14 protein-coding genes are annotated in these 13,698 nt (G+C 43.4%); 4 read left to right on the top strand and 10 right to left on the bottom strand.

Annotated features, from left to right (window positions below):
* Positions 1–467: 467 nt before the first annotated feature.
* Entirely contained in the window at positions 468–1,619 is a 1,152-nt protein-coding gene (locus tag JWG45_RS12120; RefSeq protein ID WP_205279961.1) for a DNA methyltransferase, read from the bottom strand.
* A 347-nt stretch (positions 1,620–1,966) separates the two neighbouring features.
* Here JWG45_RS12120 and JWG45_RS12115 point away from each other — a divergent pair, with 347 nt between their 5' ends.
* The 3 genes from JWG45_RS12115 (at position 1,967) to JWG45_RS12105 (ending at position 5,817) form a co-directional block, all read left to right on the top strand.
* Complete coding sequence (locus JWG45_RS12115) at positions 1,967–2,488, top strand: hypothetical protein (protein WP_205279960.1); 522 nt, start codon at positions 1,967–1,969, stop codon at positions 2,486–2,488.
* A gap of 15 nt (positions 2,489–2,503) precedes the next feature.
* Positions 2,504–3,367: a penicillin-binding transpeptidase domain-containing protein gene (locus JWG45_RS12110; RefSeq protein ID WP_205279959.1), complete on the top strand. Its 864-nt coding sequence runs from the start codon at positions 2,504–2,506 to the stop codon at positions 3,365–3,367.
* Between the two features lie 230 nt (positions 3,368–3,597).
* The gene (locus JWG45_RS12105; RefSeq protein WP_205279958.1) at positions 3,598–5,817 is read left to right on the top strand and encodes a cation:proton antiporter; all 2,220 of its coding nucleotides are present in this window, start codon (positions 3,598–3,600) and stop codon (positions 5,815–5,817) included.
* A gap of 162 nt (positions 5,818–5,979) precedes the next feature.
* Here JWG45_RS12105 and JWG45_RS12100 read toward each other — a convergent pair whose 3' ends face one another.
* From JWG45_RS12100 to JWG45_RS12075, 6 genes are all read right to left on the bottom strand, one after another.
* Positions 5,980–6,234, bottom strand: a complete 255-nt coding sequence (locus tag JWG45_RS12100) for a hypothetical protein (RefSeq protein WP_205279957.1) — start codon at positions 6,232–6,234, stop codon at positions 5,980–5,982.
* A 162-nt stretch (positions 6,235–6,396) separates the two neighbouring features.
* On the bottom strand, positions 6,397–6,567 hold the full coding sequence (locus tag JWG45_RS12095) for a hypothetical protein (RefSeq protein WP_205279956.1): 171 nt from the start codon (positions 6,565–6,567) through the stop codon (positions 6,397–6,399).
* 228 nt (positions 6,568–6,795) lie between these two features.
* Positions 6,796–7,473, bottom strand: a complete 678-nt coding sequence (locus tag JWG45_RS12090) for a hypothetical protein (protein WP_205279955.1) — start codon at positions 7,471–7,473, stop codon at positions 6,796–6,798.
* Positions 7,474–7,843: 370 nt separating this feature from the next.
* Positions 7,844–8,392 (bottom strand): helix-turn-helix transcriptional regulator, encoded by a 549-nt coding sequence (locus JWG45_RS12085; protein WP_232380657.1) that lies wholly within the window; start codon positions 8,390–8,392, stop codon positions 7,844–7,846.
* A gap of 483 nt (positions 8,393–8,875) precedes the next feature.
* Positions 8,876–9,040, bottom strand: coding sequence for a hypothetical protein (locus JWG45_RS12080; RefSeq protein ID WP_205279953.1), 165 nt, complete (start codon positions 9,038–9,040; stop codon positions 8,876–8,878).
* 789 nt (positions 9,041–9,829) lie between these two features.
* Positions 9,830–10,006, bottom strand: coding sequence for a hypothetical protein (locus JWG45_RS12075; RefSeq protein ID WP_205279952.1), 177 nt, complete (start codon positions 10,004–10,006; stop codon positions 9,830–9,832).
* 65 nt (positions 10,007–10,071) lie between these two features.
* On the opposite strand from JWG45_RS12075, the gene JWG45_RS12070 reads away from it, so the two are divergent.
* Entirely contained in the window at positions 10,072–11,115 is a 1,044-nt protein-coding gene (locus tag JWG45_RS12070; RefSeq protein WP_205279951.1) for a DNA-methyltransferase, read from the top strand.
* A gap of 419 nt (positions 11,116–11,534) precedes the next feature.
* On the opposite strand, the gene arsS is transcribed toward JWG45_RS12070, so the two are convergent.
* From arsS to JWG45_RS12055, 3 genes are all read right to left on the bottom strand, one after another.
* Positions 11,535–12,578 (bottom strand): arsenosugar biosynthesis radical SAM (seleno)protein ArsS, encoded by a 1,044-nt coding sequence (gene arsS / locus JWG45_RS12065; protein ID WP_205280012.1) that lies wholly within the window; start codon positions 12,576–12,578, stop codon positions 11,535–11,537.
* Between the two features lie 29 nt (positions 12,579–12,607).
* Entirely contained in the window at positions 12,608–12,946 is a 339-nt protein-coding gene (locus JWG45_RS12060) for an arsenosugar biosynthesis-associated peroxidase-like protein (RefSeq protein ID WP_205279950.1), read from the bottom strand.
* Between the two features lie 96 nt (positions 12,947–13,042).
* Complete coding sequence (locus JWG45_RS12055; protein WP_205279949.1) at positions 13,043–13,528, bottom strand: DUF4395 domain-containing protein; 486 nt, start codon at positions 13,526–13,528, stop codon at positions 13,043–13,045.
* Positions 13,529–13,698 lie beyond the last annotated feature (170 nt).

Raw genomic sequence — 13,698 nt, 5'->3', positions numbered from 1 at the left:
TATTCAAGTTCGGAAGAATTACGAAATTGGTGAAGGGGAAAGCTTCTAAAAAGGGACAGAATTCGTAAAAAATGAAAGTTGAATGATTAGGGGGAAGTCTCCCCCTCGCTGCAGCCGCAAAGCGTCTTACGCTACCCCCTCTCCGGGCAGATCTCCCGCCATCGTACGGCCCGGACCCAAAATGCAATTCAAAGAGGATCATTTGGGTCGGGTTCCGATCAAAATGTTACCGGAAAACGAAGGAGTTCCCACACCGCAAGGGACACGAAGGGTTTAGTCTAAAACGCGCTGCTTCGGAAAACGTTGAACTTCTTAAAATTGACTTTGTCGCGTTTTAGACCGAGCGAGACTTCGCGAGCCCGGAGCGGCCCGACCGCGCAGCGGATGCGGCCAAAAAATTGTAGAAAGACCCCATCTTTTTTTTAGAAAAACGTTTCGGGAAACCATAGGAGTTCCCACACATTCTTCTATTTATAATTTCGAAACACGACACAACGATTCGAGTTGGTTCCTTTTTCGTTATTCGAGACGTTCCAACAGTTGGAAAGTTTTGTAAACTTCTGATCGTTGATAAACGTGGTCTCCCATTCTAAACCCGTTTTGTTCGCGGCTTGGATCACATATTCGTCCAGATTAAAGACGGTTCTTCCCTTTTTGATATCTCCGACTTCCATCACACAAACACCTTCAGGTTTGAGAACGCGGGAAAGCTCTTCCAAAGTTCCATGAATGAACTCGGTCCAACCGGAAAGTGTCGAGAAGATACTCGGCTTCTTATGGTCCGGAAGTTCGATCTCTAAAAACCAGTATCGAAGCCAGTTGTCCTCTTCGTAGTTCACCTTATCTAAAAAAGGCGGAGACGTTATGACAAGATCGGTAACCGAATCTTCCAGTGATTCCAGATGGAGAGAAGAATGATTCGTATAACGGTTTCTTCCGGAAAACTCGTGATAGAAGGGAGGAAGCGGAGTTTTTAGATCCCGTTTCATCTTCTGTAGAATTCTAGACTTGATCTCCTTGTATTCGGGACGAATCCCCTTCTTCTCGTTGTTGCGTTTCTGAGCGCTCGGAGGAATGGAAATCTGAGGAAAACTATAAACCGAAAAAAATCCGTCGCTGTGTCCGTGCAAACGAGAGAGCGCCGTGACACCGATGTATTGAATTTCAGGAGTTCCGTCCTTTGCGAGAATTCTCTTGAGATTTTTGATCTCGTTCAAAGTGTCTTTGTGATAGAACGCAAGAAGGTCCTTGTCTTCCTTTTCTTCGGCGGTTTTCTTTTTTAGATTCAGACCAGAAAGAATTTTCTCCATACTTTCGATGGAAGGAACGATCTGTCTGGACTTCGCAAGAAACAAAGACATCGGGCTGATATCGTTGTGAATCGCGGTATGTCCTTCGAGATTTGCTTGGATCGAAGTGGTTCCTCTTCCTCCAAACGGATCCAAAACAACTCCCTTATTTCCGGAAAGATATTTATCCAAAAAGAACGCGGGAAGTTCCGGTTTGAACGAGGCGCGGTAACTTACGCTATAATGAATGGAGTGAGATTGTCTCTGGCGGGAGGTCCAGAATTCTCCGGTTTGAATTTTTCTTTCTTTTCTTTTGAGTGCAGTCGACATCCAGGAGGCCTCGTATGAAAAGATTTTCGGTCTTCCCGCTCTTTTCCCCCTGAAGAAAAAGAAGAAGGAAAGATCGGACTCATTTTTTAAAAAACAAAGTTGCCTTCCTGTTGGTTATGTCTCCCCCGACCCCGCCTCTTCCCAAGCAGCGAAGAACGGCGAATCTTTTAGAATTTCACGAAAAAAACATCCCGGAAGATGAGAATTCTCAAACCTCCTTTTTGTTTCCCGGAAGCCGGATGTTTTGTAAAATGAGAACGGAGCGGCTCGAATTGATTTGTCATTTCGAGTGTAGAATTTTGGATGGATAGAAGAACCGAGAATATTCCTTTTTCTTAATTTACCCGATGACCCAAGACAAAACCGCCGCAGTCGCCTCCCTGGAATCCATTGATTTAGAATTCGACAAAGAAGTATTTTGGAATCGTTTTTTCGAAAGATCAGGACTCGTCCTCGGTTACGGGGCTTACTTGGTTTGTTTTATCATCGTCTTCGGTTTAAAAATGGAGGCGGTCAAATACGCGTCCCTCTTCTATCTGGGCCTTTTTACCCGTTTTTCAAGCCTTCTCATCGGAAAATTCTACGAAATTCCTTCCGTGTTTCGAAATCTTTTTTCGGACGATTCCGATCTTGTTTCCGCGAGTAAGGAATATCTAAAGGTCAATCGTGAAAAAGCGTTTCTCCGTCTGGCTTCGCGTTTGTATGGAATGAACGACGCCTCCGAACTCTACAACGCAAGCGAAGAAGAACTGATCGAACTTTTAGAACCAAAAATGCAGAAACCCTGGAAGAAAGCGGGAAGACTCTACTTCTTCTTTTTTTATCTCCCAGTTTCACTAATTTTGATTGGCATCTCGATTTTAAACTGATTGAGTCGATCTCAAATGAAGTTCTTAATTTCATTCCTTTGGATCGTTTTTACACTTTCCTTCTGCAAAACCGAGCCTACGTTATTCTCACCTCCTCCTATGCCCTTTTCGGAAAAAAATCTCGATTGGGACGGAAAATCCGTCTGCTCCGTGTTAGTTGATCTTACGGCGAGAACTAAAATCTACTTTCAAAAAGAAGAATGTTTTTTAAAATCCCCTCCGGCTTCTCTCTTTCATACCGTCATCGCTTTGAACGCTTTGGAGGGCGGTTATCTCAAAGAGGACCAATCCCTTTTTTTCTGGGATAAAACAAGACATCCTTATATCCGGTGGCAAAAGGATCAAAATCTAAGGTCGGCGCTTGAATATTCGGTGCATTGGTATTTTGCAAAACTTTGGAACGATATCGGTCCCGAAAAAGGAAAACAACTTTTGGAAAGGGGAAACACTTTCTCAAGTCCGGTGCCGATCTCAAGAAGTTCCTTTTGGCTCGACGGATCCTATACGATTTCCCCTTCCGAGTTCGTTGATTTCCTAACGCGTCTGCAAGAATCGAATCCGACCTTCCGACCGAAAACGATCCAGACCGTATTCGGTCTTTTAAAACGAGAAGCAGGATCTCTTTCCAACGCAAGCGGAAGCCACGACCTCCCCGGAAACTGGAACGGAATCGAAGAATACAAATCGGATTCGTCCTTTTACTACAATCAAGAAGAAGCGAACTCTTGGTTCTGGGCCTTATTTCAAAAAGATGGAAAGAGGTGGTTGATTTTAACCCGAGTCCGTACGACGGGACAACCGGCTGCTCCTCTGGAAGCGGCAAAACTCGCATCCAAAATTCTCCAAGAAGAATCCCTACTGTCCTCCCCTCCGCAGTAGTCGCATTTGTTAAACGAAGTCGATTTTAAGAACGATTCGTTTTACTCTTCGGAAAGAATAAAATACGACTCCTCCAATCTATAGAGAAAAGTGTTTCTTTTTTAAAATCCGAAATTTCCGAAAAGTAAAACGATAAAAGTCTCAATCCTGAAAGCTCAAAATCCAAATTAAAATCTGAATGACGAATCCAGAATTCGCGAAGAAACTGCTCTCAAGACAGGATTCCCCGAATGAAAAAAATATCGGTATTTTACATTTTTCTAATTTTCTCTTTTGTTTTTTCTCTCGCCTTTATCCTGCAGTCCGGAAAAGACCTGGAGCCGAAAAAGGAGAACTTTCATTCTTCTCAGGTTTCCGAAACGAATTCCGGAGATCAGAAAAAAAATCAGATCCAAAACGTTTTGGAAAGACCCGGATTACTCGATTTCAAATCGGTCGGTGAGATTTTTTCGGGACACCTCAAACAACCTCTTTCGAGATTATTACTGCAGCTTATCGTAATCATGCTTGCGGCGAGATTTTTCGGAAAAGTGGCGACTCTCGTAGGACAACCCGCCGTGATCGGAGAAATTTTGGCCGGAATTCTTTTGGGTCCTTCCTTACTCGGATTTTTGTTTCCAGAGGGATTTTCACTTCTTTTTCCGAAAGAATCCTTGTCCACACTCCAAATTCTCAGCCAACTGGGGCTTCTTCTTTTTATGTTTGTGATCGGAATGGAGTTGGATCTCAAAATTTTAAAAAACCAAGCCGAGTCCGCGATCGTAATCTCTCACTCGAGCATCATGTTTCCTTTTCTTTTGGGCGCAGGTCTCGCCTACTTTATCTACATTCCACTTGCACCGGAGAAAGTGGATTTTATGACCTTTTGTCTTTTTATGGGTATCGGAATGAGCATCACAGCCTTTCCGGTCCTCGCAAGAATCATTTTAGAGAAAGGTTGGACCAAAACCACGTTAGGCAGCCTTGCAATCACGGCGGCTGCCGCGGACGATGTTACCGCATGGTGTGTCCTCGCAGTGGTCGTGACGATCGTAAACGCAGGATCCTTCTCTTCCGGAATTCTTACAATTCTTATGTCCGTCACCTATATGATAGTTATGTGGAAAGCGATTCTTCCTCTGATGAGAAGAGCCGGTAACCTATACACGACCAAAGAATCGATGACCAAAACGATATCGGCGTTCTTTTTTCTTTTTATCTTTATCTCCTCTTGGATCACCGAAGCGATCGGCATACACGCGTTATTCGGCGCGTTCGTCGCGGGTGTGGTCATGCCCGACAAGAAGGAGCTCAGAAGCAATCTGGTGGATAAGATCGAAGACTTCAGCCTCACCGTTCTACTTCCCCTCTTTTTCGCGTTCACCGGACTTAGAACCAAGTTCGGCCTTCTTTCGAGTTCCGGTCTCTGGCCGATTTTCTTTTTGATCCTTTTTGTCGCGATCCTTGGAAAGTTAGGCGGAAGTGCGATCGCATCCAGATTGTCCGGCAAAAATTGGAAAGATTCGGTCTCCATCGGGATCCTCATGAACACGAGAGGATTGATGGAATTGATAGTTCTGAACATAGGTTATGACCTCGGAGTTTTGTCCGAGGAAATTTTTTCTATGATGGTTCTTATGGCCTTGACCACGACCGTTATGACCGGCCCCGGCCTAAAACTTGTAGATTGGTTTTTTTCCAAGGAGGAAACGTTTTTCGGATCCGGAAACGGGATTCTTATCTCTTTTGCACAACATTCCAGAGGTCTGGAACTATTAAAGATTGCTTATGGACTTTTTCCTGAAAGGAAAAAAGAAAGAGAGGTTACTGCGGTTCATCTTTCTCCCGATTCTAATATTTCAGAGTCCCACGCTGAAAAATACGAGGCCTCGAGTTTCACACCTTTAAAAGAACTCTCGAAAGATCTGGATATCCGTCTGAAAACGATCTACAAAACCTCCACGAATATCACAAAGGACATCATTCGAATCGTAGGAGACGGGAACTTTAAACTTCTTTTGATTGGCGCCGCGCGTTCCTTTTTTTCGGACGATATCCTCGGAGGAAAGATCCGTACAATTTTGAACGAAACTGATTGTAATACGGGAATTTTATTTTCATCACAGTTGGAAGACGTAAAAAACATTCACATTCTTTTCGGATCGGAAAAGGACTTGGCTCTTTTGCAAATTGCAAAAAGACTCGCGTCCAACTATAATTCCAAACTTTCGATCGTGGATTTGAACGGCTCCGTCGATCGGATTCCTTCCAAAATCAGACAAAACCTAAAACGGGATAAGGTAAAAATTCTGCAGCCGGGTTCGAGCGTTTCCGATTGGAAACAGTTTGATCTGATCCTTTGTGATTTGGATATCTGGGAAAATCATCCCGAGTTCCGAGTGGAGGAACTTCCCAAAGGGGGAGGACTTCTATTGATCCGATCCGTGGACGGTTTTCTTCTCGAAGTTTAATCGTCCAACGCGCGTTTCGTTTTAAAGAGCGTATAACGTGAAGATTATACTTTTTTTAAAAGCCTCCGTATGCTGGGACTTCTTCCAAACCGAGGATTCCGAATTCTTTTTTATGATCCTCCTTGTGTTGAAATATTCTCGCGTAAAATTCATCGGGTTCGACTACGGCCTAAAATCGAATCGAATCCCCCTTTTTCCAATCCGATAAGGTATGACGTTTTCGTTCAGCAAAGTATGTTCTCCGGGGGAAACTCTCGTGTCCTCGAACTCGGTTTCCAATTCTAAGTCTGTGACTCTGCCGATCGTTTTTTCGGAAAGAGGACGAAACACTTTCCCGTTTCGAATCCAACTCAGCGAAACGAAAATTTTCGGAACCGAATAAGTCGGTAATTTATGACCGGCGCCGGGGTTCGACAAAGAGCCAACGATTTCAAGTCGCTCCTTTTCCAACCTTAGGGTCAAGGAGGAAGTGATCGCTTTTTTGCGGTCTCCGGGATCGTGAATCCCTTTCCATTCATAGGATCGATTCTTTATATAAAAATTTTGGAATGTGTTTTTTTGCCATGCAAGACCATTCTTTCATTCGATTTCGGAGGTGTTGGTTCGATCGACTGTGCCGACAAACTCGCGTTCGGTGGCGGTCGCATTGTGTCTAACGTAGGCTTTCAAAACGGAAGAAGTCAGATCGCTAACTCCGGGCGCATTCGGATTTCTTACGATCTTTATCACGTTTTCAACGGGTTGAAACAAGAACGGAATTGTCGACGGTATGGAAATTTTTTACCGAGTAAGTTCCGTCGTGAGGCGGAGAACTTTCGGTTCAGGAAGGGGTTAGATCGGAGGCGAAGAATTGAGTATTGATAAGCCCGTCCAAAACTGCGACGTGCTTGTGGTCGGCTCGCCAGTAACGAAGCCAATTCAATCCTCAACCCAGAGTTCGATAGTTCCCACCCTTTGAAGCATAACCTTACCCACAAGCTAAGAGTAGATACAACGAAAATCGTCCTGAGACAAGGTTTTATAGGAGTTCCTACATGAGAACTTTTTCTTGCGAAAAGTGAAATTCTGTGATAGAGGAAATTCCGCCGAGGATTTTCCCGCCACCGCTCCCCACCACCCGAAATTTGGGTGGGGCCCGCGACTTTTACGGAAGAGTTGTCGTAATTCCGACAAATTATCTGAAGATCCCGAGAACTTGTGGGTAAGGATATGCTTTGGAGAAGCGGGAGTTCCCGCGCCGGAGCCGGAACTGGCCGCAAATACTACAAGATCTTTGGAGAGATCGATTCGATACAACTTTAAGAATGTATCGGTCCTTGCTCCGTCCGGAAGACCGGTCTTTTCGTTTTCAAACAAGTCGTTGTTTCCTTTTTGTCTAAAGCTGATATCGGTTCCGCCTCCTTTCGGCCAAGATAAAACATAAACACCGTTAGACGGTTTTATAAACTCCTGCCCTGCGCCGCCTTGATTGGATTGAAGAATGATGAGATTCCCAGTGATCGACGCCGGTTTTTGTCCCGCCCAATCCGACTTCCAACGTTTGATTGTTGTAGAGGTTACCAGACCGAATTCGATGTTGTCGTAGTTGTCATTCGATTCAACCACGAGCTCGCAAGCGGTGTTCACTTTAACTCCGTTCGTGATGATTCCGGCCAATGCCCCAAAGAAGTGTATCGTCTTTTTTATCCGAGAGCTTGCAGCTTCCGACAAAGATCACACAAGTCCGAACATACCAAATTTGCGTTTCATGGTATATTTCCTTTTATTGATTTCCTTCCTGCGGGGTTTCAATGCCCAAAGGAGATCTTCCAAAGTTCGGATTGGAGTTAAAGAATTTTAATTGATTTCTGTTTTAGCAGAATTGATATTTATCATACAGGACATATCTTTTGACAAGTTGAACAACATTGGATTCTTCATTTCGTCAAAAAGAAAATCAGAATTTAAAACCAACAGGAAAATCTAAAATTATAATTCGATATCAATCAGAAAGAGAAAGGATTTGGATCCGCAGAGGATCCTAACCTTAGAGATTTACGGAAGAGCTGATCCAAAAGAGAAGTGCTTTGGAAGGAGAAGGATTGAAAATTTCTTGGAGATCCTTTGCAAGAAAGACCGCGGTATCGCCCGGAGAGAGGAGATTCTTCTTTCCGCCAAAAACAAAACCGATCTCGCCGTGGACCAGAGAAACGGTCTGTGATTTCTGTTTCTGAAACCAAACCGGCGGAGGAAAATTTCCCGGAGCCAGTTCCACTTCCAAAAAGTCGAGGTGATTTTCGGGATCTTTATACAAAACACGAGCTCTCAACTTTTCTTTATATAGGCTTAGAATCTTTGATTCTTGCCTTTTAAAGACCTTGGGGGTGTGCAACGAAACGTCGGGTAAAAATTCGGCGACCTGGGTTCGCAACGCCTTAGATAACTTCCAGAGAATGGCGATACTGGGAGTCGTTTTTCCGGTTTCAATCAGACCCAACATTCCGCGGCTGACCGAGGCGATTTGAGAGACCTTTTCCATGGAAAGCCCCAACTCCAATCTTCGCTTTCGAATTTTATCCCCGAGAAAACTGGTCAAAAAATCATCCGGAACTTTTTCCGAAGATCTCGAATCTGAATTGTCTAAACTTCGAACCGTCATTGTTTGCTAAAGGAGCCTCTATCTTCTCTTACTTTTCGATTTCACTCTGTAATTTCGCTTTCCCCATTCTTAAAAAAAACCCGGGGCCCCCGGGGTGGAAAAGGGTCTTTTTCAGAGAAAGTTAGAGTTAGGACGAATCCAGTAAAGAACTCGCCAAGCAGAGGATTCTTCTAATATATTAGAAAGTCAATTATAATTTCATTATAGCATACTTTCATGTATTATATATTAGATATTTTTCTTAAAAAATAATCATTCCGCGAGAAATATTGGAATAATAAAAGAGATTCCGAGGAAAAAATACTTCAATATTAGAATCCAGAGCGGATTTCATACAATTGGAGTTTTGTAGAGGAAAGTGTCTTCCCGGAGAAGGTAGGACAAAACAAACCACTACACCCGAAAAAATGAGTCCTGGGATCAAAGAAGTTCGGATCCAAAAGAAGGGTGGCCGGAGCAAACACCACGGATGACGACCGGGCTCAAAAGAAAGAACCAAAGAAAACTTTCGGAAAGGGCCTTCTCTTCTCCACGAACGTATTTTTTCAAAGAATGAAAACCGATCCCCCCCAAAGCCCGAGACAAAAAACTACCTCCGACCAAGAAGGCCCTTGCGAGAACTTTCCTAAAAGTCACTTTAGAAAAGTGTAAAGTGAAGAATTAAACTCTCAGCTTTCCAGAAAAATCGAAAGCCCGTCTCGACCAATTACTCCTTGAGCCAAAAAAAAATAAGGAGGGGAGAACGCGGCAATCAATCCGAGCAGAAAAGAAATCCTTTTGTTTCGTATAGAACAAAAGGGCACTAAAATCCAGAAAAAGATTTTAATCCTGCAGGCGATTCCAAATAAAACTCCCGCGATCCAATTTTTTTTCTTTCGATGTAGAAATAGGCTCCGGCGAGAAAGACCAATCCTAAAATATCAGGATGCGCTCGGATATCAGTTTCTATGTTCAACATAGGAAATCAAAAAAGAATTCGAAACTCTTTTTGTGTGAAATTTTTTCGTTAATTCCACTAGCCTAAGATCTATATCAAAAAATAAAAACATTTCAAACCCCACTAAGATCCCGGAAAGAAAAACGCAGGGACACAAAATAAATTTTGCAGTACAGTCCCGTAGATCTTCGGCACCTCGGGATGATTGATACAACTCAGGATTTCTACACCATAGGAGGAATATTTTCATTTGAAAAAAAGGATGATGGACTTTTCCATACAGTGTTCCACTTTCCAGAGTTAGGATGCCGTCCCATAAAAATCGAGCACAGGCGTCTTCCAAAACCGGAAACCTCAGAAGAGCCGTTAGACGAAATAGGGTTCCTCAGATCCAAATCCCGATCCATCCGTTTTTCTCTTCCGAAATTTCATCCTCTTTAAAAACCAAAAAGAGGACCGTGCAAAAAAAGAACCGAATAGACGGAGAGAAAAACGATTCCGGAAATACCGAGTATCCTTTTCCAAAAAAGAAAAAGCGCTCCGTACGATAGAAAAGAGATCGGTCCGATAAAAAACGAAAAGGAGGAGGATAAAAACAAAAGTTGTCGTTTCATCACAGAAGTCTCCGTTGTTTTGAGTGGACAGAGAAACGGATCGATAGAATTCTATAGATTGAGTTATGAAGAGGACAATCCATCAAATCTTGAATCGAGATTCGAGAGACCCATTTCCTATCGATTCCGAAACCCTGGATTTGATTCTTACTTCTCCTCCGTATCCGATGATTGAAATGTGGGATGATCTTTTTTTCGGTTTTTCGGATTCGATCCGAGAAAATATTTCCGCAAATCCGCATATCTCCTTTGAGAAGATGCACCTGGAGTTGGACAAGGTTTGGAAAGAATCGTTTCGTGTTTTGAAGGAAGGCGGTTTTCTCGTGGTCAATATCGGCGACGCGACCAGAAAAGCGGATTCAGGTTTTCAAATTTTTATGAATCACGGCCGTGTGATTCAAGCTTGTAATTCTTTCGGTTTTCAAAGTCTTCCGGGAATTCTCTGGCGAAAACAGACAAATTCACCCAATAAATTCATGGGTTCCGGCATGTTGCCGGCCGGGGCGTACGTCACTCTAGAACATGAGCATATTCTAATATTCAGAAAAGGAAATAAAAGAAAGTTTTCATCCAAACAAGAGAAATTAGCAAGAGCGCAGAGCGCCTTTTTTTGGGAGGAGCGTAACCTCTGGTTTTCGGATCTTTGGGATTTTAAGGGAAAAAAACAAGGTTTGGATTCGCTCGCAGGAAGGGAAAGGAGCGCAGCGTATCCGTTGGAACTCGCGAATCGGATCATCCAAATGTATTCTCTCAAAGGAGATTTGGTTTTGGATCCGTTTCTCGGAACCGGAACGACAACACTTGCAGCCATCGGTAACTGTAGGAACTCCATCGGCTTTGATTTGGATTCGGGTCTTTTGCAAAATCCGTTTCAGAATCTCCTCTCCCTTTCAGAAGAACTCAATCGAATCGTCGAAAAAAGAAAATTGAATCATGATCTTTTTGTGAAATCGAGACTGGAAGAAGGAAAGTCTTTTCTTCATTTTAATCAAAATCTCCAAACTCCGGTCGTTACCAATCAGGAAAAATTTCTCACCCTGGATAGAATCACAAGGATCGAACGAAACAAGGAAAAGGACATCGAAGTCGACTATTCACCCCAGTTTTAAACAAGATCCTACCCACAAGTTGAAAGAACCTTTAAGAAGAATCTGTCGGAACTACGACAATTTTTCCGAAAAAGTCGCGCGCCCCGCCCGATTTTCGGGTGGTGGGGTGGGTGGCGGAAAAATTCCGGAGAACTTTCCTCTATCACAAAATCAAACGTTTCGCAAGAAAAAAATCCCACGTAGGAACTCCTACAAAACCCTTGTCTCGAGACCATTCTTGTTGTATCTCCTCTAAACTTGCGGGTCAGGTTATTCGATTTTCGGGTGGAGGGCGGGGATCAAAAAAATCTCGGCGAACTTTCCTCTATCACAGAATTCTAATTTTGCATGCACAAATCCCCGTGTAGAAACTCCGACAAAATTCGCCTAATGACAATTCTCGTTGCACTTCCTCTCAACTTTGAGGTACGGTTAGAGTTTCAAGCGGTGGCCCCTCCACAACTCGAACCCGCTCCCGCAGTACAACCGTAACAGTGATCGCCGACTCTGATTTTTCTTTTGTTTAAAAGATCTCCGTCGTAGTCTCTTATATTTCGAATTTCACTTTCCACCGTCAACTCCAACATCTGATTGAAGTCGCAATCATAAAGAGTTCCGTCATATCCAACACTCAGAGTGTTCTTACACATAACACCTAACGCGGCGGATGGGTTAAAGGAGGTTACGAGTTTTTCCAGATAATTCTCAAGATTCCCGCTTTCTTGCAGATATTCCAAATATCTAGAAATCGGCATATTCGTAATTGTGAATAAAGAATTGAACTCGATTCCGTGTTCTTTTCGAAGGGAACTCTTAAACTCCTTTTCGAGTGAATTTTGAGCTCCGGGCAAAAAAGCGCCAGCGGGGTTGTAGACAAGATTTAGGACGAGACCCGAATTCGGAATTCCGTATCCGACCGCGTTTAAACGTTTTAAAGCCTCGATCGAACGATCAAAAACCCCCTCCCCCCTCTGAGAATCCGTTCTTCTTTTTTCAAAGTAAGGTAGACTGGAAACGACTTCCACTTGGTTTTCGGCGTAAAATTGAGGAAGATCTGCATAACGTGTTCCGGCGAGAAGAATCGTCAAATTACAACGGACCAACACTTTTTTATCCAACTTTCGAAGCTCCTTTACAAGCCATCGAAATTCCGGATGCATTTCAGGAGCTCCTCCGGTGATATCCACGATCGAAACGGAATTTGTAGCAAGAACACTCAGACAGTGAAACATCGTATCCTTGCTCATACTTTCTTTCCGATCCGGCCCAGCGTCTACGTGACAGTGTTTGCAGGTTTGATTGCAGAGTTTACCGAGATTCATCTGAAAAATTTCGGTGGGGATCGGATGGAGAGTTCCGATTCCGGATTGGTCGAGTTTCTCCGAGAAGGAAGGAAGTTTTTTTTTGGTAAAAATCTCCTTCAACACGCCAAACTGTCGTTCCGGAGAAACCAGTTCACTTTCTCGAGACTGCAAGGACTTCATCATTCTTTCTCCAAAAACTTCTTCTAAGTCTACATCCCGAGTTCTTTGACCTTATTCATCATTTGAACCGAATGTACGAGAGAAGCTCCTCCGCGAATCGCAGCAGCGACGTGGACCGCTTCCATCAACCCCGCTTCGCTTACGCCCTTTTCAAGAGTATCTGTCGTATAAGCATCGATACAATATGGACATTGAATCGCGTGAGAAACCGCGAGGGCGATCAGTGATTTTTCTCGCGCCGTCAAAGCTCCGTCCGCAAAAACGTCTCCGTAGTAATCAAAAAACTTCTTAGCAAGATCGGGCTGAAATTCTCCGATACTTCCGAATTTTTTTAGGTCGTCGGGTACATAGTAACTTTCTTTAGACATATAGGATTCCTTTGATTGATTAGCGATTCGACAATAATAAATTCAGCTTATGGAAGCGATCTTCTTAAAATCGACCTTGCGGACAAGTTTGTAAAATCAATTCTTCGTGGTGAATGTGAGATTGTTACACTTTTCACAAACTTCTTTCGGAATCACTCCCCAACGCATCAGATATCCGAACACAAAACAACCGGCGCAAAAACCGACGATCGATTCCAGCGCGGCAAAAAAAGACAAAATTCCGAGCACAACTTGAAACGCAAAAACTTGTCCGAGAAAGAGTAGCATAAGCGATGTTAGGCTAAACAATAAGCCGCTCGCTTGTGCGAAACGTTTTGGCGGACCGGGTGTGGGCCGATCTCCTAAATGAAACAGAGGAACGATCCCATAAATCGCGAGTTTTGCGAACAGTGAAAATTTCGGTCCGTACAAAACACGGGCGCTAAAACCGTAGAACAAAACGAGGTTTAACCAAATCGATTGCGTGAACAGAGTAGCCAAACTAAGAGCCAGAACAAGACCTGCCACCGATCTTGCTGCGTATTCATTGACAGAATCCGGGAAATTTCCGATACGAATCATCCGTCCTCCTATCCTCTTGGATAACGACAGGTTTTATTCTTTTGACCTAATTTTTATTCTAAAAAAAGAGCAGTCAATTCTGCAATGATTTTAGATATTTTAATATAACAATGATTTTTCTGCTATAACGAATTATAACTTGTCGCAACGAAATTTCTAAATTCTCCTGG

The organism is Leptospira ainlahdjerensis, from assembly GCF_016919175.1.
Lineage (GTDB): Bacteria > Spirochaetota > Leptospiria > Leptospirales > Leptospiraceae > Leptospira > Leptospira ainlahdjerensis.
Note: the sequence above shows the minus strand (reverse complement) of the source record. Positions and strands in the feature narration are given on the sequence as shown.